The 22468-nt window shown below is 69.5% G+C and carries 22 protein-coding genes and 3 pseudogenes; 16 read left to right on the plus strand and 9 right to left on the minus strand.

Annotated features, from left to right (window positions below; genetic code table 11):
- Nucleotides 1–171: 171 nt before the first annotated feature.
- Nucleotides 172–487, plus strand: a pseudogene (locus ACZ6B1_RS00165) (MarR family winged helix-turn-helix transcriptional regulator); the annotation flags it as partial.
- 104 nt (nt 488–591) lie between these two features.
- Here the strand turns inward: ACZ6B1_RS00165 and ACZ6B1_RS00170 are convergent.
- From ACZ6B1_RS00170 to ACZ6B1_RS00180, 3 genes are all read right to left on the minus strand, one after another.
- Nucleotides 592–999, minus strand: a complete 408-nt coding sequence (locus ACZ6B1_RS00170; RefSeq protein ID WP_468773483.1) for an SH3 domain-containing protein — start codon at nt 997–999, stop codon at nt 592–594.
- 37 nt (nt 1000–1036) lie between these two features.
- Nucleotides 1037–1372: an SH3 domain-containing protein gene (locus ACZ6B1_RS00175; protein ID WP_468773485.1), complete on the minus strand. Its 336-nt coding sequence runs from the start codon at nt 1370–1372 to the stop codon at nt 1037–1039.
- Between the two features lie 305 nt (nt 1373–1677).
- Nucleotides 1678–2097 carry an arsenate reductase ArsC gene (locus ACZ6B1_RS00180; RefSeq protein ID WP_468773487.1) on the minus strand — a complete coding sequence of 140 codons (420 nt, stop codon included), beginning with the start codon at nt 2095–2097 and terminating at the stop codon, nt 1678–1680.
- 202 nt (nt 2098–2299) lie between these two features.
- Here ACZ6B1_RS00180 and ACZ6B1_RS00185 point away from each other — a divergent pair, with 202 nt between their 5' ends.
- Together ACZ6B1_RS00185 and ACZ6B1_RS00190 are read left to right on the plus strand one after the other, a co-directional pair.
- Nucleotides 2300–2614, plus strand: coding sequence for an ArsR/SmtB family transcription factor (locus tag ACZ6B1_RS00185; protein WP_468773489.1), 315 nt, complete (start codon nt 2300–2302; stop codon nt 2612–2614).
- A 61-nt stretch (nt 2615–2675) separates the two neighbouring features.
- Nucleotides 2676–3476 carry an aquaporin gene (locus ACZ6B1_RS00190; RefSeq protein ID WP_468773491.1) on the plus strand — a complete coding sequence of 267 codons (801 nt, stop codon included), beginning with the start codon at nt 2676–2678 and terminating at the stop codon, nt 3474–3476.
- A gap of 12 nt (nt 3477–3488) precedes the next feature.
- Here ACZ6B1_RS00190 and ACZ6B1_RS00195 read toward each other — a convergent pair whose 3' ends face one another.
- Nucleotides 3489–3857, minus strand: a complete 369-nt coding sequence (locus ACZ6B1_RS00195) for an ArsR/SmtB family transcription factor (RefSeq protein ID WP_468773493.1) — start codon at nt 3855–3857, stop codon at nt 3489–3491.
- Between the two features lie 141 nt (nt 3858–3998).
- Here ACZ6B1_RS00195 and ACZ6B1_RS00200 point away from each other — a divergent pair, with 141 nt between their 5' ends.
- From ACZ6B1_RS00200 to ACZ6B1_RS00220, 5 genes are all read left to right on the plus strand, one after another.
- On the plus strand, nt 3999–5363 hold the full coding sequence (locus ACZ6B1_RS00200) for an FAD-dependent oxidoreductase (protein ID WP_468773495.1): 1365 nt from the start codon (nt 3999–4001) through the stop codon (nt 5361–5363).
- A gap of 25 nt (nt 5364–5388) precedes the next feature.
- Nucleotides 5389–5853, plus strand: coding sequence for an ArsI/CadI family heavy metal resistance metalloenzyme (locus tag ACZ6B1_RS00205; RefSeq protein WP_468773497.1), 465 nt, complete (start codon nt 5389–5391; stop codon nt 5851–5853).
- Nucleotides 5854–6125: 272 nt separating this feature from the next.
- Nucleotides 6126–8036, plus strand: coding sequence for an ABC transporter ATP-binding protein (locus tag ACZ6B1_RS00210; protein ID WP_468773499.1), 1911 nt, complete (start codon nt 6126–6128; stop codon nt 8034–8036).
- A 1030-nt stretch (nt 8037–9066) separates the two neighbouring features.
- Nucleotides 9067–9672, plus strand: a complete 606-nt coding sequence (locus tag ACZ6B1_RS00215; protein WP_468773501.1) for a DUF5994 family protein — start codon at nt 9067–9069, stop codon at nt 9670–9672.
- Between the two features lie 741 nt (nt 9673–10413).
- Nucleotides 10414–10752, plus strand: a complete 339-nt coding sequence (locus ACZ6B1_RS00220; RefSeq protein ID WP_468773503.1) for a MerR family transcriptional regulator — start codon at nt 10414–10416, stop codon at nt 10750–10752.
- 178 nt (nt 10753–10930) lie between these two features.
- Here ACZ6B1_RS00220 and ACZ6B1_RS00225 read toward each other — a convergent pair whose 3' ends face one another.
- Complete coding sequence (locus ACZ6B1_RS00225) at nt 10931–12616, minus strand: ribonuclease J (RefSeq protein WP_468773505.1); 1686 nt, start codon at nt 12614–12616, stop codon at nt 10931–10933.
- Nucleotides 12617–12747: 131 nt separating this feature from the next.
- Here ACZ6B1_RS00225 and ACZ6B1_RS00230 point away from each other — a divergent pair.
- Nucleotides 12748–12937: pseudogene (locus tag ACZ6B1_RS00230) on the plus strand (GNAT family N-acetyltransferase); the annotation flags it as partial.
- Here ACZ6B1_RS00230 and ACZ6B1_RS00235 read toward each other — a convergent pair.
- Nucleotides 12928–13278, minus strand: coding sequence for a hypothetical protein (locus ACZ6B1_RS00235; protein ID WP_468776069.1), 351 nt, complete (start codon nt 13276–13278; stop codon nt 12928–12930). The pseudogene ACZ6B1_RS00230 and the gene ACZ6B1_RS00235 sit on opposite strands and share 10 nt — an antisense overlap.
- Between ACZ6B1_RS00235 and ACZ6B1_RS00240 the strand changes: the two genes are divergently transcribed.
- Complete coding sequence (locus tag ACZ6B1_RS00240; protein ID WP_468775981.1) at nt 13277–13969, plus strand: VOC family protein; 693 nt, start codon at nt 13277–13279, stop codon at nt 13967–13969. The two genes, ACZ6B1_RS00235 and ACZ6B1_RS00240, sit on opposite strands and share 2 nt — an antisense overlap.
- Nucleotides 13970–13990: 21 nt before the next feature.
- On the opposite strand, the pseudogene ACZ6B1_RS00245 reads toward ACZ6B1_RS00240, so the two are convergent.
- Nucleotides 13991–14101, minus strand: a pseudogene (locus ACZ6B1_RS00245) (IS5 family transposase); the annotation flags it as partial.
- Nucleotides 14102–14575: 474 nt separating this feature from the next.
- On the opposite strand from ACZ6B1_RS00245, the gene ACZ6B1_RS00250 reads away from it, so the two are divergent.
- Both ACZ6B1_RS00250 and ACZ6B1_RS00255 read left to right on the plus strand, forming a co-directional pair.
- Complete coding sequence (locus ACZ6B1_RS00250; protein WP_468773507.1) at nt 14576–15547, plus strand: alpha/beta hydrolase; 972 nt, start codon at nt 14576–14578, stop codon at nt 15545–15547.
- A gap of 338 nt (nt 15548–15885) precedes the next feature.
- On the plus strand, nt 15886–16128 hold the full coding sequence (locus ACZ6B1_RS00255) for an ATP-binding protein (RefSeq protein WP_468773509.1): 243 nt from the start codon (nt 15886–15888) through the stop codon (nt 16126–16128).
- 284 nt (nt 16129–16412) lie between these two features.
- On the opposite strand, the gene ACZ6B1_RS00260 is transcribed toward ACZ6B1_RS00255, so the two are convergent.
- Together ACZ6B1_RS00260 and ACZ6B1_RS00265 are read right to left on the minus strand one after the other, a co-directional pair.
- Nucleotides 16413–16904, minus strand: a complete 492-nt coding sequence (locus ACZ6B1_RS00260; protein ID WP_468773511.1) for an STAS domain-containing protein — start codon at nt 16902–16904, stop codon at nt 16413–16415.
- Nucleotides 16904–18385 carry a PP2C family protein-serine/threonine phosphatase gene (locus tag ACZ6B1_RS00265; RefSeq protein WP_468773513.1) on the minus strand — a complete coding sequence of 494 codons (1482 nt, stop codon included), beginning with the start codon at nt 18383–18385 and terminating at the stop codon, nt 16904–16906. The genes ACZ6B1_RS00260 and ACZ6B1_RS00265 overlap by 1 nt, the downstream gene beginning before the upstream one ends.
- Nucleotides 18386–19530: 1145 nt before the next feature.
- On the opposite strand from ACZ6B1_RS00265, the gene ACZ6B1_RS00270 reads away from it, so the two are divergent.
- The 4 genes from ACZ6B1_RS00270 (at nt 19531) to ACZ6B1_RS00285 (ending at nt 22378) form a co-directional block, all read left to right on the plus strand.
- Nucleotides 19531–19734, plus strand: coding sequence for a cold-shock protein (locus ACZ6B1_RS00270; RefSeq protein ID WP_003973099.1), 204 nt, complete (start codon nt 19531–19533; stop codon nt 19732–19734).
- Between the two features lie 345 nt (nt 19735–20079).
- Nucleotides 20080–21573, plus strand: a complete 1494-nt coding sequence (locus ACZ6B1_RS00275; protein ID WP_468773515.1) for a DEAD/DEAH box helicase — start codon at nt 20080–20082, stop codon at nt 21571–21573.
- A 46-nt stretch (nt 21574–21619) separates the two neighbouring features.
- Entirely contained in the window at nt 21620–22024 is a 405-nt protein-coding gene (locus tag ACZ6B1_RS00280) for a CBS domain-containing protein (RefSeq protein WP_468773516.1), read from the plus strand.
- A gap of 45 nt (nt 22025–22069) precedes the next feature.
- The gene (locus tag ACZ6B1_RS00285; protein ID WP_468773519.1) at nt 22070–22378 is read left to right on the plus strand and encodes an SCO5918 family protein; all 309 of its coding nucleotides are present in this window, start codon (nt 22070–22072) and stop codon (nt 22376–22378) included.
- Nucleotides 22379–22468 lie beyond the last annotated feature (90 nt).

Raw genomic sequence — 22468 nt, forward strand, 5'->3', positions numbered from 1 at the left:
GCCCACGAGCGCGGCCACGGCTGCGCGCGCCCCTGGTGGAAGCGGACGTAGCCCCAGCGGTCTGGCTCCGGACGCCCTCGGCAGCGGCTTCAGTACCGCCTTCCTGGTCTGCGGTGTGGCGGCCGCCGTCGCCGCGGCGCCGTCCGCCTTCGGCATGATCGGGGCGGGCACCCGTCGCCCGGGCGGCTGCGCAGGCACCTCGACCTGACGTCGGGCGCCATGACCGCGTGCCTGGACCGCCTGGAGCGGGCGGGGCACGTCCGGCGCGTCCGCGCGGCCGACGACCACCGGGTCGTACATCTGCACTACGCGGATGCGGCCAGAGGCGTCGCCCGAGACTTCTTCCAGCCCCTGGCCCGCGGCACCGAGGCCGCGCGGCAGCGCTTCAGCCCCGCCGAACTGAGCGTGGTCTGCCGCTTCCTCGTGGATCAACCGGGAACTCGCCCTCCTGCGCAGCGGCCCCGACGCCCGCCCGTACCGTCGGTGACCTGCGCGGACGCGCGACGACCAGCCCCGCAGGCGAGGCCTGCGGGGCTGGTCGGTGGGCGGACGCCCGCTACGGGGCCGTTCGCCGAGCGGCGGGACCCGGGTTCAGCACTGGGCGGAGGCCGGGAGCCCGGCCCGCGCGTCTCCGCGCAGGTACACCGCGCTGACGTAGCCGTATCCGACTCCCGTGCCGCCGTACGTGTAGATCCAGATGTTGTTCCGGTAGCCGTTGTCCACGATCATTTCGCCGTAGACCCAGCAGTACGCCGTGTACGTGTGGCCGAACTGCAGTGTGCTCATCCACGCGTAGCCGCTGCCGGGCCCGTAGCGGAGATTCACCGCGGTGTAGGGCGCGATGGTGTACGCGTCGGACGCCGCGACCGGCGCGCGGACGGCGGCCGGCGCCGGGGGCGTCGCCGCAGAGGCGCCGGGAGCGGCCGCGAACAGCAGTCCGGCGGCGAGCAGCGCTCCGGCCGCGGCGGCCCTGGCCCTGGTCCTCAGGAAGGTGGTCACAGTGGGGCTCCCCAACTCGTCTCGACGTGACGTGTGATCAGCACTGCGCGGACGCGGGCAGGTTGGCGTACTCGTCGCCCTTGAAGTAGACGGCGCTGCTGTAGCCGTCGGCGAAGCCGATCCAGATGTCGTTCGTGTAGCCGTTGTCGGTGATGGTCTGGCCGTGCGTCCAGCAGTAGGCCTGGTAGGAACGGCCGGCGGTCAGGGTCGCCAGGTAGGCGCTGTCCTTGGTGGGCAGCTTGCGGACATTGACGGCGGTGTACGGCACGACGGTGTACGACGTCTCGGCCGGCGCCGCGACGGCGGCGGCGCCCGGTACGCTCACCGCGAGTGCGGTGGCCAGTGCGGCGACGGCGGCGGTCCTTCTGCGCATGACGATTCCCCCTGGAGTGTCGGCGACGGCGACGGCCGCAGCCGGTCCCCGTCGCCCGTCCGGCTGGTCGGGGCGATCATGCTCATGCCCCGGCAGGCGGGGCAATGCATTCGATCCTGGTCGAAGGGTCCCCCGCGGGCATCTCGGCGGCAGCCGCCGGCCACCACGCCCCCGTGCTGCGCAAGGCCAAGCTGATCACCACCGGACGGGAGGGCAAGGCGGTGCTGCACGTCCTCACGCCACTGGGCGCAGCCCTGCTGGAAGCGACCGGGCGGATCGGCCGGCGCCGGCATCGGCCACCGGAGTCATGCCTCCCGCTGGGCGTCGATCTCGGCGATCAGGACCTCGATACGGGTCCTGATCTCGTCGCGGATCGGACGGACGGCCTCGACGCCCTTGCCCGCCGGGTCCTCCAGCGCCCAGTCGAGGTACTTCTTGCCGGGGAAGACCGGGCAGGCGTCGCCGCAGCCCATGGTGATGACGTAGTCGGACGCCTGGACGGCCTCGGGGGTCAGGACCTTCGGCCTGGCCCTGGAGATGTCGACGCCGACCTCCCCCATGGCCTCGACCGCGGCGGGGTTGACCCGGTCGCCCGGGATGGAGCCGGCGGAACGGACCTCGATCCGGTCGCCCGCGAGGTCGGAGAGGAAACCGGCGGCCATCTGCGAACGCCCGGCGTTGTGGACACAGACGAACAGCACGGAGGCGAGCGGGCTGGAGGACATCGGTACTTCCTTCGTCAGTGGATCAACGGGGGGCCGAGAGCCGGGCCATGCCGATCGCGAGGCGTTCGTCAGGCGGGACAGGGGGCGGGGACGCGGTCACGGCAAGCCCCTTCGGGGCATGGTCCCGACTCGTGCTGGGATGCAGGTCCCAAGGATCAGCCCAGGCTGGTATCAGTCTTGAGTGATGTGAGAGTATCAGTCCATGCTGACGTCAGTCGACACTGATCTGTTGCGCGTCCTGGCCGACCCGCTCCGCCTCCGGATCGTCACCCTGCTGGCCGAGGAGACGCTCTGCTCCACGCACCTGGTCCAGGAGACGGGGGCCAGACAGACCAACCTCTCCAACCATCTGAAGGTGCTGCGCGAGGCAGGGATCGTGGAGACGGAGCCCTGCGGCCGGTTCACCTACTACCGGCTCAAGGCCGAGGTCATCGCCTCGCTCGCCGGTCAGCTCGCCGGCCTCGCGGAGACCGCCCGCGCCACCGCCGAGAACAACGTCAAGCGGTCCTGCCCCTGATCCTCCGGCGCCCGTCCATCGCCGTGCCCTGTCGCCTTTTCGAACGCACCGAGGAGTCCTGTTGAGCGCCACCGAGGCCACCGAACACGACAGAGACGGGGAATCCGCCATGGCGGCGGACACCGAGCCGCGGCCCGCCCCGGGGGCGACTCCGCCGCAGAGCCCTCCATTGGTGGCCAAGGCCGCCGCCGAACTGGTCGGCACGGCGGCGCTCGTCGCGGTCGTGGTCGGTTCCGGCATCCAGGCCACCGAACTGACCAAGGACGTCGGACTGCAACTGCTGGCCAATTCCACGGCCACCGTCTTCGGCCTCGGCGTCCTGATCGCCCTGCTCGGCCCGGTCTCCGGCGCCCACTTCAACCCTGCCGTCACCCTGGCCGAGTGGTGGACGGCCCGCCGTGGCGGCGCCGGCGTCACCCCGCGCGAGGCGGCCGTCTACATCCCCGCGCAGATCGCCGGAGCGATCGCGGGCGCTGTCCTGGCCGACGCCATGTTCGGCGAGCCCCTGGTGAAGTGGTCCACCCACGAGCGCTCCGCCGGGCACCTGCTCCTCGGCGAGGTCGTCGCCACCGCGGGGCTGATCCTGCTGATCTTCGGCCTGGCCCGCACCGACCGGCTCCGCTTCGCCCCCGTCGCGGTCGCCTCCTACATCGGCGCCGCCTACTGGTTCACCTCGTCCACGTCCTTCGCCAACCCGGCGGTGACCATCGGCCGGGCCTTCACCGACACCTTCGCGGGCATCGCGCCCGGGTCGGTCGCCGGCTTCATCGGCATGCAGCTCATCGGCGCCGCGGCCGGCCTGGCCCTGGCGGCCGTCATCTTCATGCCCGGCCGGTCGGCCGAGGAGCAGCCGACCGGCTGACGCGCGCCTGGCTCAGCCGAGAGTGCCGAGCATCTGCCCCATCGCGGCGACCACCGACGGCTCCACCCGGTAGTACACCCAGGTGCCGCGCCGCTCGGAAGTCAGCAGCCCGGCATCCTTCAGCTTCTTCAGGTGGTGGGAGACGGTCGGCTGGGAGACGCCGACGTCGGAGATGTCGCACACGCACGCCTCGCCACCCTCGTGCGAGGCGACCAGCGAGAACAGCCGCAACCGCACCGGATCGCCGAGCGCCTTGAACATCCGGGCGGTCTTCTCCGCCTCACCGGCGGTCAGCGGGCGCTCGGTGAGGGGCGGGCAGCACGGCGCTACGGCGGCCGAACCCCCCTGCTCCAGCAACGGCAGCACCTTCGTATTCGACATATGTCTATGTTGACACATGTCGAACCAAGCTGACGAGGGCGAAGCTTATTCTTCGATGGATGTCTATATTGACGTTTGCCTATCCAGGTGCCATGCTGGCCGCACAAGCCATCGACAAACGTCGAAGCAAAGGGGAGACCCGTGAACGCGCCCACCACCGACCAGCTGCCCGTCGTGGTCATCGGAGCCGGCCCCATCGGCCTTGCCGCGGCCGCCCACCTCGTCGAGCGCGGCATCGAACCGCTGGTCCTGGAAGCCGGACCGTCCGCCGGCTCCGCCGTCCGCGACTGGGCGCACGTGCGGCTGTTCTCCCCCTGGGCCGAGGTCACCGACCCCGCCGCCGAGAAGCTGCTCGCACCGACCGGCTGGACGCGCCCCGACGGCGCCACCTACCCCACAGGCGGGGGCTGGGCCGAGAAGTACCTTCAGCCACTCGCCGACGCCCTCGGCGACAGGGTCCGCTACGGCGCCACGGTCACCGGCGTCGCCCGGGCCGGGCGCGACCGAATCGTCGACTCCGGTCGCGACGAACAGCCCTTCACTGTCCACATCCGGCTCGCCGACGGCCAGGAGGAGCGCATCACCGCCCGCGCCGTCATCGACGCCTCCGGCACCTGGTCCGCCCCTGGTCCGTTGGGCGCCGACGGCCTGCCGGCCCTCGGCGAGAAGACGGCCACCGGCCGCATGTCCTACCGCGTCCCCGACCTGGGCGACCCGGCTGTCCGCGCCCGGTACGCGGGCAGGCGCACCGCCGTCGTCGGCTCGGGCGCCTCCGCCTTCACCGCCCTCGCCGGCCTCGCCGACCTGGCCGAGGAGGAGGACGGCACGCACGCGGTGTGGATCCTGCGCCGCGGTATCAGCGCGAACACGTACGGGGGCGGCGATGCCGACCAGCTTCCCGCCCGCGGCGCACTGGGCCTGCGCGCCAAGGCCGCCGTCGAGTCGGGCCACGCCGGCGCGGCCACCGGCTTCCGCACCGAGGCCGTCGAACGGGACACCGACGGCCGCCTGGTCCTGGTCGCCGAGGACGGCCGCCGCCTGGACCCGGTCGACGAGATCATCGTCCTCACCGGCTTCCGGCCCGAACTGTCCTTCCTCTCCGAAGTCCGCCTCGGCCTCGACGAACGGCTCCAGGCCCCGTCCGCGCTGGCCCCTCTGATCGACCCGAACGTCCACTCCTGCGGCACGGTCCACCCCTACGGCGTCAACGAGCTGTCCCACCCGGAGCAGGACCTCTATCTGGTCGGGATGAAGTCCTACGGCCGCGCCCCCACGTTCCTCGCGATGACCGGCTACGAGCAGGTCCGCTCCGTCACCGCCGCCATCGCCGGAGACCGCGAAGCCGCCGAGCGCGTCGAGCTGACCCTCCCCGAGACCGGGGTGTGCGGCGGCGCCGGCCTGTTCGACGGCCCCGAAGCCGCCCAGGAAGGCGAGGGAGGCGGGTGCTGCGCGGCCCCGTCCACCCTGCAGACCGGCATCGGCGCCCCCGCCTCCGGCGGCTGCTGAAACCGACACCCACAGGCGGTTCGCCATGTCCCGCGTGCAGCTCGCCCTCCGAGTCCCCGACCTCGACGCGTCCATCGCCTTCTACAGCAAGCTGTTCGGCACCGGACCCGCCAAACTCCGCGACGGCTACGCCAACTTCGCCATCGCCGAACCCCCGCTCAAGCTCGTCCTCATCGAAGGCGCCCCGGACGAGCCGACACGCATGGACCACCTCGGCGTCGAGGTCGAGTCGACCGAGGACGTCCACGCCGCCACCACCCGCCTCGGCGAGGCGGGTCTCGCCACCGACGTCGAAAACGACACCACCTGCTGCTACGCCCTCCAGGACAAGGTCTGGGTCCATGGCCCCGGACGCGAACCCTGGGAGGTGTACGTCGTCAAGGCCGACTCCGACACCCTGGCCAAGCAGCAGCACAGCACCTGCTGCGCCGGTCCCGCCGAGGCCGAGACCGGCGCGAAGGAACCGCTCGCCGCGGACGGCTGCTGCTGACCGGGACGACCGCCTCCACACCCGCGGGGCCGCGACCGAGGCAGGGAACCGGTCGCGGCCCCGCGACGCGCAGTCAGGCGATCAACTTGACGTCCCGGTGCCGCTGCCTGCCGGTTCGGTGGTCCCGTCGGGGGCGGGCCGGTGACCGCGGGCGTACGTCCGCTGCGTCCGGTGAGCGCAGCGGTGTCCGGTTCTCGCCGGTCCGCGTTAAATGCCTGGACTGGGAACCTTCCTCGAGGGGAGACTCCGACTTCCGAACCTCCGGGAGTGTGATGGGGACAACAGATACGCGAGGGCCGACGCCGGGCAGGAGCGCGGTCGTTCTGGCACTGCGCCGCTATGGCCGAGAACTGATTCGACTACGACGGCTGGCCCTGCCGGCGCTGCTGCTGCCGGCCGTGGGCAACATCGGCATCCGCTACGTCGCCCCCCTGCTGATCGCCAAACTCGCAGGACAGGCCGCCGGTGACAGCGGTCTCCGTCTCACCTCGGCGCTGCCGTACGTGCTGGGCTTCGGCGTGACGCTGCTGCTCGCCGAGGCTGTGTGGCGGGTCGGCCAGCACTGCCTGAACCGCGTGGACGCCCTTGGCATGGAACACCTGTACGTGAGCGGCATGGATGAACTCCTCGCCAAGGACGCGGCGTTCTTCCACGACAACTTCGCCGGCTCCCTGACCAAACGGGTGCTGAGCTTCGGCAAGCGTTTCGAGGACTTCGTCGACACGGTGACGTACCGGATCGTGGGCAGTCTCGTTCCGCTGGTGTTCGGTGCCGTGGTCCTGTGGAGCTACGAACCGATGCTCGTCGCCGGCCTTCTTGTGATGATCGTGCTGACGGTGGTATCGGCGACACCTCTCATCCGTCGCCGGCAGAGGCTCGTCAATGACCGTGAGGCGGCGGTCGCCCGGGTCTCGGGCCACGTGGCCGACAGCCTCATGAACATGGAGACCATCCGGGCGTTCGCGGCCGAGCGGCGGGAGGCCGACGAACACCGCAGGCGTGTCGCGGACTCCCGGCGCCTGACACTGAGGTCGTGGGACTACGGCAATCTGCGCGTCGACACCCTGATCGCCCCCATGTCCGTGCTGACCAACGTGCTGGGTCTGCTGGTCGTCATCGCCTTCGGGGGCTCGGGCCAGGGAGTGGAGGAGGTCGTCGTCGCCTTCACCTACTACTCCAACGCGACCCAGATCATGTTCGAGTTCAACCAGATCTACCGGCGTCTGGAAAGCTCGATGACCGAGGCCGCGCAGTTCACGGAGCTGCTGCTGGATCCGCCCACCGTGCTCGACCCGGCGGAACCCGAACCGCTCGCACCGAGGGACACCGGAATCCGCTTCGAGGCGGTGACCTTCGCTCACACGGGTGCGAAGCCGATTTTCCAGGCACTCGACCTGGACGTGCCCGCAGGCGCCCGGATCGGTCTGGTCGGCAGGTCCGGCGGCGGCAAGACCACGCTCACCCGGCTCCTGCTGCGGATGTCGGACATCGGCGACGGACGCATCCTGATCGGTGGTCAGGACATCAGCCGGCTGCGCCAGACCGACCTGCGCTCACTGATCGCCTACGTCCCGCAGGAACCCGCCATGTTCCACCGCAGCCTGCGGGACAACATCGCCTTCGCCCGGCCCGGCGCCACCGACGAAGAGATCCACGCGGCGGCCGCGGCCGCGCACGTCACGGAGTTCGCCGACCAACTCCCCGACGGCTTCGGCACTCTGGTGGGGGAGCGGGGGGTGAAGCTCTCGGGCGGTCAGCGCCAGCGCGTCGCCCTCGCCAGAGCCATCCTGCGCGACGCTCCGATCCTGCTGCTCGACGAGGCGACCAGCGCGCTGGACTCGGAGAGTGAGCTCCTAGTCCAGGACGCCCTGTGGCGGCTGATGGAGGGACGTACGGCCCTAGTGGTCGCCCACCGTCTGAGCACCGTCGCCGGCATGGACCGTCTCGTCGTCCTCGACCGCGGGAGCGTCGTCGAGCAGGGCACCCACGAGGAGCTGCTCGCGGCGAACGGTGCCTACGCCAAGCTGTGGCAGCACCAGTCGGGCGGCTTCCTCGGCGAGAGCACCGAGTCCGTCCCCGCACGCCCCGTCCTGGAAGCCGGTTCCAGCGGGCTGTCCGGACCGGCCGACCCGCCGCCGGGCGGGGACCACAGGACGTCGGCGCCCGCTCGCCTCCCCATGTGAACATCTCGACCGGCCCATTCTGTTCGACGAGCCGACGCGTTCCGGTGATTCCGTCGTCGTCCTGCGGAGCGGCAGTGGCGAGGGGGAGCTCGGGATCCCCGAGCAGGACATGGCCGCTGCCTGTATGCACCTGGCGGGCGAAGGCGGGGTCGTCGTGGACTGGGTGAGGGGCAACACGCCCGCGCTGATCACACCGACGCACGGGGGGATCCGGCGGATGGAGCCAGCAGAGGAAGGGTGTGGCTGAGCCGCCGCGTCGGCTTCACGGACCGAGGTGGACCTTCGCAGGGACTGTCCATGTCCGATTGGTCCCTTTGGGTGTAACGTGCAAAGCGGGTCGGCGCACGCTCACGTGCAATGACCCGGAAGGGCGGCTCCGGCGGGTATGCGCCGGAGCCGTTGCCTGTCCCCGGGACCGCTCGCGGGGAAGCGAGTCGCGATGGCCAGGGCCGTACGGGCCGGCAACGTCCGAGGCCGAACAGATCCTCGTCGATACGGGCGGTGACACGCCGCCTACGCCGACCTGAAACCTCCTTCGGTCGTACTCCCGTCATCAGCTGATGCCCGCAGGACGCGCGCGACAGGCGACCGTCACGAGTCCTTCCTGGTGGCACGGATCGCTCAGGCCGTGGTCGGGTCACGCCGCGGTGCCGGGCGCGGTGCCGGCCGGGCTGAGGGACTTGTCGGTGCGGCCGGTGCCGGCCAGTGGTGCTGCCGCGGCGGGTGCTGCGGCCGCACGGCTGTCGATACCGGCGGGAGTGGGCCGAGGGCACCGGGACAATTCATATGCCGGCTCCCGGACCGCTCTCCCGCACGACGGCTCGCGAGCCCGGCCCAGCACTCCTTGGCTGTGGGACGTGTTCCTCGTGTTCCGTTCAGGCCGTCGCTTCCCGCCGGTCCGCCGGGCGTCGGCGAGGAGTACCCTGGTGATTACCGAGAGCATCTCGTACACCGGCTTCCACGCCGGGTCGTCCTCGGCGATTCATGACAACCGGGCCGGCTGTGACCGGCCCGGGGTTGGGTCCGCGCCATGTCCGCGACCATTCCGTTCACACCCGCGGTCGGAGGCCGGGTCCTTTCTCCGTCACCGCTCCGACTCACGCTGGCGCCGGCCGGCGCCCCTCCGGCCCTGATCGACGGTGCCTGGTGGCCCCGTTCGCGCAACCTGACGGAGCAGCTCCCGGCGCTCGTCGAATGTCTCGACTCGCTGTGGGGGCGGATCACCCGGGTCGCGGTGAGCCGCAGGTTCTGGCCGGTCATCCCAGGAAAAGTGCCCGCCCACGGCCACATGGTGCGCGTCAGCTGGTCCAACGCCGGGCAGGACCCGCACAAGCTGTTGCTGCTGTCCTACACGTTCGACTGCTGGAACCTGCTGGTGATCCCGCCGGAGACTGGGCCGGCCACCGCGGCCCGGCTCATGGCCACGGCCGTCGACCTGTCGCGGAGTCTCACGGCGACCGGCCTGATCCATGAGGCCGAAGGTTTCCGGGCCGCGGCAGAGGCAGCGGCCGGCTCGAACTCGCTCCGGCAGGCGATCTGGGACTCCGAAGGCGGACACGACGCCCGCCGCCCCGCCGCACGCACTCCTGACGGACCTGCCACCGCTCACGTGCCCACCGCGGTAGGAGGAGTGTGAGAGACATGGGCCTTCGTGACTGAGTGTGCTCCTCGCGGTGATCGTCTTCGGCGTGATCGTGATTCAGCTGTTCACCGCGAGCTGTTCCGCACCTGCGCGCGCCTCAGCCGGCGCGACGGGGACGACGGGAGTCCGCAACTGCTTGAACCATCCATGGGACCGGTCGAGGAAGACTGGTCGAGGCGGAGTACCTCCTCTTCCAGCGCACGGAAATCTATACCCGCTGGAGTAGACATTGGCCGTCGGTGTGGTTAAGGTTTCTGTCATAGCCGAGATCAAGGGAGGCCCGGCAGAGATGAACTGCCGGGCAGTAGTACGCAGTTGCAGTTCGCAGGACGGTGCGGTGGTGGAGTTCCGAAGCCAGAGCAGACGCAGGACGGGCAACGGAGCTGACTGCCGAAGAGTGGCGCTGTTCGAGGCCACCAGCAGTTCGCAGTGCCAGTAGTACGCAGTTCCCGTTAGTGAGTAGTTGATCAAGAGGGAAGAACGGAGGAGCCGAGCGCCATCAGGATCGCCCGGGCGGAAGTCTTGGACCCGGGTACCGCAGGACATCGATAGTGAGGTGGTCTCCGGTCGAGCAACCGCGATCCCCGCGCCCCCGACAGCGTCTCGGTCGGGTCTGCGGAAACAGAGGGCCGGTGCAGTATCAGGGCCGGCAGATGGTGTAGTAGTTCCTTCGGGGCCCTGGTGCCAGTACGGCGCCAGGGCCCCTCAATGCGTGCCACAGAACAGAGAGGTGCAATGACAGCAGACGACATGTTCGGCCGTCTCGATGACGACGACTACCCCGCCTACACCATGGGCCGGGCTGCCGAGATGCTCGGCACCACACAGGGCTTCCTGCGCGCCATCGGCGAAGCCCGCCTCATCACCCCGCTGCGCTCGGCGGGCGGACACCGCCGCTACTCCCGCTACCAGCTGCGCATCGCCGCCCGTGCCCGGGAACTCGTCGACCACGGCACGCCCATCGAGGCCGCCTGCCGCATCGTCATCCTCGAAGACCAGCTCGAGGAAGCCCAGCGCATCAACGCCGAATACCGCCGCGCCACCGAGTCGGCGAACCAGACCACAGCAGCGTGAGATGAGCGCCTTCCACATGGAGTGGGAGGCGTTCACCTCCAGTCCTTGGGACGTATTTCCGATTACTCATCACGTGGACTGTCTTGCCGCCCCGGCTTCCTGGGGTGGCTGCTGACTTCCGTGCCCGGCCGCGATGCCGGCGAGACCGCGACCGGGGACCGTACTGCCGGGCTGTGGCTCAGGCGTCGATGATGACGGGGATGATGAGGGGCTTACGGCGGTGGGTGCGGAACGCCCAGTTCGCCACGGCGCGGGCGACGAGTTGTTCGAGCTGGTGGGCGTCCCCGACGCCTTCCTCGGCTGCGGTGGCCAGGGTCTTCTCGATGACGGGGATGACCGGCTCGAAGGTGGTGTGGTCGTGGACGAAGCCGCGGGCCAGGAAGTCGGGGGGCTCGGCGAGGGCGCCGGTGTCGGCGTCGACGATCGCCACCACCGTGACGACGCCTTCCTCCGCGAGGGTGAGGCGGTCCTTGAGGGACGCCTCGGTGGCGCCGCCGACTTCCATGCCGTCCACGTAGACGTTGCCGGCGGGGACCTTGCCGGTGATGGACGCGCGCCCGTCGACGAGGTCGACGACGACGCCGTCCTCGGCGATCACGACCCGGTCGGGGTCGACACCGGTACGGATGGCGAGGTCGCCGTTGGCCCGCAAATGGCGCCATTCGCCGTGTACGGGCATGACGTTGCGGGGTTTGACGATGTTGTAGCAGTAGACGAGTTCGCCGGCGCTGGCGTGTCCGGAGACGTGCACCTTGGCGTTGCCCTTGTGGACGACGTGGGCGCCCCACCGGGTGAGTCCGTTGATCACCCGGTAGATGGCGTTCTCGTTGCCGGGGATGAGGGAGCTGGCGAGCAGAACGGTGTCGCCCTTGCCGATGCGGATGACGTGGTCGCGGTTGGCCATCCGTGACAGCGCGGCCATCGGTTCGCCCTGGGAGCCCGTGCACACCAGCGTGATCTTGTGGTCCGGGAGCTTCTCCAGCTCCTTGGTGCTCACGACCAGACCGGACGGGACCTTCAGATAGCCCAGGTCACGGGCGATGCCCATGTTGCGGACCATCGACCGGCCGACGAAGGCGACCTTGCGGCCGTGCTGGTGGGCGGCGTCCAGGACCTGCTGGATGCGGTGCACATGGCTGGCGAAGCTGGAGACGATGACACGGCGCGGCGCAGTGCGCATCACCTGCTCGATCGCCGGGTTCAGCTCCCGCTCGGAGGTGGTGAAGCCGGGTACTTCGGCGTTGGTGGAATCGGTGAGGAACAGGTCCACGCCCTCCTCGCCGAGGCGGGCGAAGGCCCGCAGATCGGTGATGCGGTCGTCGAGGGGGAACTGGTCCATCTTGAAGTCGCCGGTGTGCAGCACCATCCCGGCCGGGGTGCGGATCGCGACCGCGAGGCTGTCCGGGATGGAGTGGTTGACCGCCACGAACTCGCAGTCGAAAGGCCCGAAGCCCCGCCGGTCACCCTCTCGCACCCGTACCGTGCGCGGCCGAATTCCGTGCTCCTTGAGCTTGGCCTCCAGGAACGCCAGCGTCAGCTTGGAACCGACGACGGGGATGTCGCGCCGCTCGCGCAGCAGGTACGGCACGCCGCCGATGTGGTCCTCGTGGCCATGGGTGAGGACGACGGCCACGATGTCGTCCAGCCGGTCCCGGATCGAGGTGAAGTCCGGCAGGATCACGTCCACGCCGGGCTGGGTCTCCTCGGGGAACAGCACACCGCAGTCGACGATGAGCAGCTTGCCCGCGTGCTCGAAGACGGTCATGTTGCGGCCGATCTCACCCAGGCCGCCCAGGGCGATGACTCGCAGCCCTCCTTCGGGAAGGGGAGGGGCGGCTTTCAGTTCGGGGTGCGGATGACTCATACCCCTGACGTTACCCGGAGAGCGGGACGGCATGATCCGTTGTCTGTGTGATCTCTGTGTGGCAGCGGGTGATACGGCGAGGCCCCGCCGAGGAACATCCTGACGGAACCTCGGTGCGACGTACTTTCCCGATGCGTTCAGGCGCTTCCCCGATCAGCCGGCCGGTCACGATACGGAGGGCCGTCGCGCGGGAACGAGGGTAAGTACGCAGCCGCAGACGCGGGCTACCGGGTCGGTCCTGACTACATCGAGGCCCACCGCACCTTCGTGGCCGTCGGCGCCGGCGCGCATGGAGGCCGGGGCCTCGGGTTCTACTCGCTGGCACGCGATGTGACCGGGGAGGTCCCGGGCCTCATGGCACGATGCCGTCCGCTGCAGGGCGCGCCCTTCGGACGCACCCCCACCAGGTGTCCCCGTGCGGGCGTGCCGCTCTCCAGCACGCCGTCCAGCATCGCCTCGACCTCACCGGGCGCGGAAAGGTGGAACCCGTCGGTGAGGTGCCGGCCCATGATCTGTTCAGGGGGCGCGTGCACGGCCGTCGTGCTGCCGTCGATCCCCAGGATCCGCAGCTTCGTGTCCAGGATCATCAGGTCTGTGGGGGACTGGTGGCAGAAGTACCGGCAGGCGGGGCTGACAGCTGGGGGCTGCAAGGATGCGGCCATGGAGCAGATATTGAGTCGGCAGGAAGCATCAGAGGCTGTCCAGGACTACGGGTGGCGCTTCTTGCTGGGCACTTTGCGAACGTCGGTCCGGGTCAGATCGCTGGCTCAGGCGATGGGCTTGGCGGCGGACGCTGTCGCGGTGTGCGGCGACGACGCCGACCGGCACCTTCGGGTCGATGTCCGCCCCGATCGGGTCGTCTTCACTCTGCAGTCGTTGGACCGCGCAGCGGTTACTACCCGGGATGTCGAACTCGCGCGTCAGATCTCCGCCACGGCTGACAGGGCCGGGCTTCTGGTAGAGCCCGAAATCGGAACGGGGGCACTACGGTCCGTCCAGCTTCTGGAGATCGCGATTGATGCACTGAACATCGCCGGGATTCGGCCGTTCTGGAAGGCGGTGCTGGGCTACACGGATGAGGCGGGTGCCGAGGGACCGGAGGATCCGCTCATCGACCCGGTCGGGCAGGGCCCTGCCATCTGGTTCCAGCAGATGGACCGGGCGCGCCCACAGCGCAATCGCATCCACTTCGACATCTGTGTCCCGCATGACGAGGCGCCCCGACGGATCGAGACCGCACTGGCGGCTGGAGGCCGGCTTGTGTCCGCGACCCGTGCCCCCGCTTTCTGGGTACTTGCCGACCTGGAGGGGAACGAAGCCTGCGTGACCACATGGCAGGGTCGAGACGGCTGAAACTTCCTTCGACCGTGCTGCTCACAGCCACTCGTTGATGGCTGCCACCAGCACGGTCGCCTCGGAGCGGACGGCGAGCTTGTCGTATCTCGTGGCGACCGCGCGGTGGCGCTTGAGGCGATTGATTCCACGAGCCATACCGCTCGGGCACATCCCGCCAGGGAGCACCGGCACGGGTGCGCCACCGTATGCCGTCCATCGACTGCCCACCAGACTTGCGGATTCCCCCAGTTGAGAGGCCGTCTGACCCGCACAGAACCTGCGGAAGTCGCTATTCCCGCCACAGGCTTGGCGGAACAAGTCGGCCGGAGTCGGATACGGCGGAGGATGAACACGGCACAGGGACCCTCGGTTGCCCGAAGACGAGACCCGCGACCGGGCGCACCACAGGTGCACCGGCTCTGCGGCGGCACCCCGCGCAGGGACGGAAGTACAGCCACAAGGCGGGACCAGACGGTGGATCCGCGCCATGGTGCAGCCTCGACGACCCAACGTGACCTGGGCTTCACGCCCTGTCCCGCGGTTGCACCGATGCGCTGCTGAGAGACGATGGGAGGCGGGTGGGTCAGCTGCATGTACCGCTACATCTGAGGCAGGAGGCGCACCATGCCCGCTTCTCGCTCCGCCGCAACCCCAGTCCTGGAACCCTCTGCCCGGGAGCTGACGGAGGCCACGTCGCCACATCCGCGCATCTACGAGGTCCCGCCGGAGAACGGCCGCGAGATCCTCGATGGTCTCCAGGAAGGGGAAGGGGTGGCCAAGCCGGCGGTGGACGAGGACTGGGTGACCATCGACGCCGGGCAGTACGGCAACGTCCGCACGCGTATCATCCGCCCCCGGGGAACGATGAAAACCCTCCCGGTGGTCCTGTACATCCACGGCGCCGGATGGGTGTTCGGCGACGAGAAGACGCATGACCGGCTGATCCGCGAACTGGCGGTCGGAGCGAACGCCGCAGTGGTCTTCCCCGTCTACGACAGGGCCCCCGAGGCGAAGTACCCGACTCAGATCGAGCAGAACTACGCGGTCGGGAAGTGGATCCTCCAAAACGGCGGGGAACAGAACCTCGATGCCTCACGGATAGCGGTCTGCGGCGATTCGGTGGGCGGCAACATGTCGACGGTCTTCGCGCTGATGGCCAAGGAACGCGGAGATGTGCAACTTGCCGCCCAGGTGCTGCTTTACCCCGTCACCGACGCGAACTTCGACACTCCGTCCTACCAGCAGTTCGCCGACGGCTACTACCTCACTCGCGACGGGATGAAGTGGTTCTGGGACGCCTACACCTCGGACCCCAAGCAGCGCACCGAAATCTATGCCTCGCCGCTGCGGGCCGACATCGAGCAGCTCCGTGGCCTTCCCACCACACTGGTCATCACCGACGAGGCCGACGTACTGCGTGACGAAGGCGAGGCCTACGCGGCCAGGCTCCGCGAGGCGGGAGTGGACGTCACCGCGGTCCGAGTGCTGGGAATGGTTCACGACTTCCTGATGCTCGACAGCCTCCGCGACTCCAAGGCGACCACGGTCGCGCGCACACTCGCCATCGAGGCGCTGCAACGAGCACTGCACCCCTGAAGCGTGTCGCATTACGCGTGAGGCGGATGAGGCCCTCCTGCGGTCGGCGGTAGAGGTCGCGATCCCCGCCGAAACCTGAGGGCCTCACCCATCACAGAACTCGGCCGCGTCCTCGAAAGATCTTGAGTGGGGGATCATGGTCGGGTGACACCTCGTCATGAACTGTCCGGAGTCGAGTGAGAGTTCCTCACGTCTCCATAACTGCTGATCCAGCTTTACGGGAAGAACTGGCCGGACTGGGCAATGCCGAACTCCTCCGTACGTGTGCCCGGTTCGCGGACGCGAGCAGTTGCGCGGAGGCCGGTGAGGAGTCGGTGCTGCAACCAACTCATGTTGGGTTGGCTGGCTCACCGGATCGGCCAGCCCTCCGCCGCGGACTGTGGCGCACGGCCGACACCCTGGTCGTCGAGGTGCAGGACCGCGGACGGCTCACGGACGCGCTCGTCGACCGACGCCGTCCCGATCCGCTGTCCCCGGCCGGCGGCCGTGGCGTCTGGATGATGCACCAGTTGTGCGACTTGGTCGAGATGCGCACCCCGCCGTCGGGCCTGATCGTGCGTATGCACCTGGCGCTGGACTGAGGGGTGCGCCGTGACGGACGCGGCGTCCTGGGCCCAATCTGATCCACGCCGATCCTCACCTGCGACCTTCGCGATGTACCACCGCACACCGCGCGCCCTCCAGGACCCCCACTTCGAACCCGAGCCGTCGGGTTCAAGCGGAAACGATGTCACAACCGAAGCCCGATCCGCTCATGGCGTCCCAGATGGAGCACAGCAAGGACAGGGCGGCCCACCGGCGCTTCGGCCGACCGCAGGACCAGACGCTTCCGGAGGCGCACGGCACTTCTGGTGGCTCGACGCGATCAGCTCAGGTTGGCAGAGGGGTTGGGAGAGCGGTCGCAGGTCGTGCGCTCTGCACCGATCGGTTCACCGGTCCCGCCGCCGCCGGAGGCGGGGGAGGTTGAGCTGTGCTCGCCTGTGTGGGTGTGTGGGCTGTCGGTCATGGTGGTGACTGCTTCGGTGACGGTGGCATGGACCGGCAGGACTGCATCGACGCCGGTGAGGACGAGCATCCGCATCAGGCGGTCGGGGATGTTGGCGAGTCGGAGTGCACCGCCCGCCGCCTGGGCGGCGTGCCAGAGGCCGATGAGCGCGCTCAGACCGGCGGAGTCGCAAAAGCCGACCTGCGACAGGTCCAGAACCAGGTGCGGGCACCCTTGCTCGATGATTCCCGAGGCTTCGTGGCGCAGGGTGTCCGCGGTGCGTGTGTCCACGTCGCCGACGACTGTGGCGATCGCGAGGCCGGGACGGGGGTGCTGGACGGTCAGCTGCAGCGTGTCGGTCACGTCGGTCATCACTCCTGGCCGAAGTGTTCGGGCGCGGCGGCGGTGCGGGCGGTGGCAGCGACACTGCCGTCGGGTGTGGTGTGAGGGTGGGGGACGGACAGGGCCAGCAGGGCCACGTCGTCGCTGGCTCCGTCGGGCAGCGAGGCCAGCAGGGTGATGCTGTCCTCGACCAGGGAGGTGGCGGTGACGAGCCCGGTGCGCTGGTGGAGGAAGCCGGTCAGGCCGTCGTCACCGAGCATGGCGCCCTCGGTGGTGCGGGCTTCGATCAGCCCGTCGGTGTAGAGGAACAGGCTCTCTCCGGCCGTCAGCAAGAACGTGGTCTGGGCGAAGGGCGCCTGCGGAAAAGCACCGACGAGCATCCCGCCCTTGGGGCGTACGGCCCGCACCCAGACGGCACCACTGTCGTCGGGGCGCACGTGGTAGGCCGGCGGATGGCCGCCGGTCGCGACGGTGACGGTGAAGCCGCCGTCCTCCCGGGGCTCCAGAAGGCCGAAGACGACCGTGCAGAAGCGGCGGCCGGCGGTGACGTCGGTGAGCAGCACGGTGTTGAGCGCGCTCAGCACAGTGACGGGGCCGGCGTCGATCTGGGCCGCGGCGCGCAGGGTGTGGCGGGCCAGGGCGGTGACGGTCGCCGCCTCCGGGCCTTTGCCGCACACGTCACCGAGGAAGAACGCCCACCGGCCGCCGTCGAGGGGGAAGACATCGTAGAAATCGCCGCCCACGTCGTGGGCGGAGGCGGTGCGGTAGTGGCAGGCCAGCTCCAAGCCGGGCACCACGGGAAGGGCCGGGGGCAGCAGGGTGCGCTGGAGGGTGGACGCGAACGCGGCGATCGCGGCCCTGTCCTGCTCCGCCTTCTCCCGCGCCGCCCGCTCCGCCTCGGCCCGCGCCCGTTCCGCCTCGGCGTGCCGCCCCTCCGCCTCCCGACGGGCCTGCTCGTCGCGCAGGGCGCGCAGCGCCGACAGCCGCAGCTCCATCTCGTCCAGCACGATCGCGGCGAGATCGGCCAGGGTGGCGGTGTCCTCCTCGGTGATCGAGCGCGGCCGGGTGTCGAGGACGTTGACCGTGCCCAGCCGGTGCCCGTCGGGGGTGATGATCGGTGCGGCGGCGTAGAAACGCACCCCCATCTCTCCGGCGACCAGCGGATTGTCCACCGCGATGGGGTCCTTGAGGGTGTCGGGGATGACCATCGTGTCATCACGCAGGATCGCCGAGCCGCACAGGCCCGGATCACGGCCGATCTCCGCGACACCCTGCAGGCCGTGGGCGGCCTTGAACCAGATGCGGTCGGTGTCCACGATCGTGACGGTCGCCACCGGCACGTCGAAGAGCCGGGCAGCCATCGCCGCCACCCGGTCGAACGCCCCGTCGGGCGGAGTGTCGAGGATGTCGTAGCGGCGCACCGCCGCGATCCGGGCCGCCTCCACATCAGGGTCAGGGACCAGCTCGGGGCGGCGCCCGGGAGCCGGGTCGGTGGCCGATGCCTGCTGCATTATCGGCTTTCCTCTCCGTCGATGGGCTGCCGCCGTGAACGGCACGAACCGACGCAGCCTAAATCGACAACACGCCCGGAGGCCAATGCCGCCGTCGGCCGGGCTCCCGGGCGCGGCCCCCGTGCGATGTGCCGGGTCGGTGTCGGTGGGTGGAGCGCCTCCTTGGACGGGCTTGGTCAGCCCGAGCCGCTGGCGTTCGTTCTGCATGGCCCGGATAACAGCGCGCGGCCGAGTGAGCCGCGAGGGCACCGGGACGGGATCGGGGACGGCGAGGTGCCAGGCGGGGATGTCGACGAGCGTGATCTCGTACCCGTCAGGGCACCAGCTTCCGTACAGCTCCTTCGTCTCCGGAATCCGTCCGGATCTGCGCGGCGGCGACGCGGGACGGCCACTTCTCCAAGCCGGGACCGCTACCGCTCGTGACGATCCTGCCGCAGGCCCCCGCGGGCTCCTGCAACAGTTGCTCCGTGAACGTCACACGAGGCTGCGAGGGAGGGCTTGGCTTTCGCTCGGCGGCCTGAGTTGCCTGCGCTCGCGGGGACCGGGTGCGTGGAGTGGCGGCCCGAGTCTTTTGCGGGCGTGATCCGCGGGGAGGGTACGTGCCGTGTGCCAGGTAGTGCCGACGGGCGTTTGTCAGGGCGACGCTCCACTGCCCGGCCTTCCGGGACATCGTCACCAGGCCCCGGTTCTGCAGTGCTTGACAGGTGGCTTGTAGGAGCTGGTCTCCCATCTGTCGGCAGGGCACCCGGCTCCTGGTCACCAACGCCGCCTGCTCCGGCGGCGCCCCAGCGGGCCTGCGGCTGATTCGGGATCATCGTCTGATCTGCGATGTCTCCGATCTGAGAAGGTCAACGCCGAGTGAATCAATATCTGTTCCCGAGGGATCAGTTTTTGGAGGGTCGCGCAGCTGGAGTTTTTGCCGCGAAGAGCGGAGTGGAATTATCCAACGCACACGGGCGGCTCCGGCGTGCTACTGTCTATCTCAGTTGCAGTTGTGGTTCCCAAAACTTCAAGTGCCCCCGCCAGGCTTCTGCCGGGCGAGAGGACTTTTGTATTTCCGGTCATATCCGGGCGGGGTAATCATCGCGGCGACATGGCGTTTGCGCAGTGCGGACGCCGATGCACTGCCCCAAAGGAGATATGACATGGCTGCTGGTACCGTGAAGTGGTTCAACGCGGAAAAGGGCTTCGGCTTCATCGAGCAGGACGGTGGCGGCGCCGACGTGTTCGCCCACTACTCGAACATCGCCGCGCAGGGCTTCCGCGAGCTGCTCGAGGGCCAGAAGGTGAACTTCGACATCGCGCAGGGCCAGAAGGGCCCGACGGCCGAGAACATCGTTCCGGCCTGACGCTCACGCGCAATCCGTAGCTGGGGCCCGCATCCCTCGGGGTGCGGGCCCCAGCTGCACGCGTATTCCGCAGCGGATTTCGCCCGCGGGACGACTCGTAGGAACCCGCAGTACCACCACAAGCGGTTCCTCCCCCAGGGCGCAGGCGCGTCCTGAAGCGCTGCACCGCAGCGGGCGCCCGGATCTCAAGGTCCCCATCGCGTCACCCATTTCAGCACCTGTGCCCACGGATGTTTCCGCCGGCCAGATCTGCTTTCTTTTGTCACCGGTCCATACTTGTAATTCTCCGTGCCATGCATAGCGGCGGGAATTCCTTGATATGTGCCACATCGAGGAAGGTTCCGCATGAACCGCACGTATACGAACGACCGCTCCGCCCGCGCCCGTGACGGCCGTGCCGATGCCGGAAGGGGCGGCAGCGGCTACGGCTCGCGGGCACCGCGTCGTACCGGCGGCCCCGTCCGCTCCGGCGGTTACGGCCGTCGGCCCGCCGCCGTGCAAGGTGAGTTTGCGCTGCCCCGGACGATCACCCCCGCGCTGCCCGCCGTCGATGGCTTCGCCGATCTCGGCATGCCTGAGCAGTTGCTGGCCGAACTCGGCAGGCAGGGTGTGACCGCGCCGTTCCCGATTCAGGGAGCGACGCTGCCGAACTCCCTGGCGGGCCGTGACGTCCTGGGCCGCGGCCGCACCGGTTCCGGCAAGACCCTGGCCTTCGGCCTCGCCCTGCTCGCGCGTACTGCTGGGCAGCGTGCTGAGCCCCGTCAGCCGCTGGGGCTGATCCTCGTACCCACGCGTGAGCTGGCACAGCAGGTGACCGACGCGCTGACCCCGTACGCCCGCTCCGTGCGGCTGCGGCTGGCCACGGTCGTGGGCGGCATGTCGATCGGCAGGCAGGCCGGCGCGCTGCGCGGCGGAGCCGAGGTCGTGGTCGCGACCCCGGGCCGGCTCAAGGACCTCATCGCCCGCGGCGACTGTCGGCTGAACCACGTGGGCATCACCGTGCTGGACGAGGCCGACCAGATGGCCGACATGGGCTTCATGCCCCAGGTCACCGCCCTGCTCGACCAGGTGCGCCCGGAGGGGCAGCGGATGCTGTTCTCCGCCACCCTGGACCGCAACGTCGACCTGTTGGTACGCCGCTACCTGACCGACCCCGTCGTGCACTCCGTCGACCCGTCGGCCGGTGCGGTCACGACGATGGAGCACCACGTCCTGCACGTCCACGGCGCCGACAAGCACGCCGCCACGACCGAGATCGCCGCCCGCGACGGCCGCGTGATCATGTTCCTGGACACCAAGCACGCCGTCGACCGGCTGACTCAGGATCTGCTCAACAGCGGGGTGCGGGCCGCCGCGCTGCACGGCGGCAAGTCGCAGCCCCAGCGCACCCGCACGCTGGCGCAGTTCAAGACGGGGCACGTCACCGTGCTGGTGGCGACCAACGTGGCGGCGCGCGGCATCCACGTCGACAACCTCGACCTGGTCGTCAATGTCGATCCCCCGACCGACCACAAGGACTACCTCCACCGCGGCGGCCGTACCGCCCGCGCCGGCGAGTCCGGCAGCGTCGTCACCCTGGTCACGCCGAACCAGCGCCGAGGCATGGTCCGCCTGATGTCGGACGCCGGAATCCGGCCGCAGACCACCCAGATCCGCTCGGGCGACGAGGCCCTGAGCCGGATCACCGGCGCCCAGGCCCCGTCCGGCATCCCGGTCGTCATCACCGCACCTGTGGTCGAACGCCCCAAGCGCAGCGCCACCTCCCGAGGCCGCCGTCGCCCCGCCTCGGCGACCAGGCGCACCCCTGGACGCCAGTCCGGCTTCGGCGCGGTGGCCTAGAACTTTCGTGATCAGGAAGCCGGCCCATCTATGCAGGAGGCACCTTTTGACGCTGATTCAGACACAGTCCCAACCGGCGGACGCCGACCCCGCGCACAGGACAGCGGTGGAGGCCATGGACGCGGCCGGACCGCAGGTCTGTGACGACATGAGCGTCGAGGTAGCGCTGGCCGTCATGGCCGCCGCCCGCACGGTCCGACTGGTCGTCTGCGACCAGGACGGCCAGTGCACCGGCCTGGTCACCCATGCCGAACTCGCCGCCGTCCGTGACAGCTCCGACTACACGGACCGTGTCCGCCTGCGCGACATCCTCGGCGACCACGGTTCGTTCGCCTCACCCGTGACCACGATGGCCGAAGCCGAGCACGCGATGCGCACCCGTCGGCTCGGTGTCCTGCCGGTGGTCGACGAGCAAGGCAGCGCCCTAGGCATCCTCGCCCTCTCCCGCTGAAACACCTCGCCCGGACCGTTCTTTCCCTTCTCCCTGTGAGGTCACATGCGCTGCGTCATCGCCCGCTTCCCCTTCGAGCTCACCAAGGGCGGCGTGCTGGAATCGATGAAGGGCATCAAGCCCGAACCGGTCACCGGTGAATCGGTGGTCATCGGCCGCCGCCACTACCCCGTCAAGCAGGTCGGCCAGGTCATCACGCGCCAGGACCGCCGTGACTTCAGCGCCGCCGAAGTCCTGCGGGCCATGGCTGCGCTCGGCTTCACCTGCCGAGCCGTTCCCAAGGCAGCGCCCCTGGGCATTCTCAGCCCGATGCAGCATGCCTCCGCGATGCTCGGCACCCCCGTCACGGCCTGATCGGGTTAAGAGACGCGAGCCGACACCTGAGCAGCAGTGTGGGCCCGACCGGTACGCCGGTCGGGCCCACACGGTGTGCAGCGGGTTCCC

This window comes from Streptomyces sp. NPDC041129 (assembly GCF_055592265.1).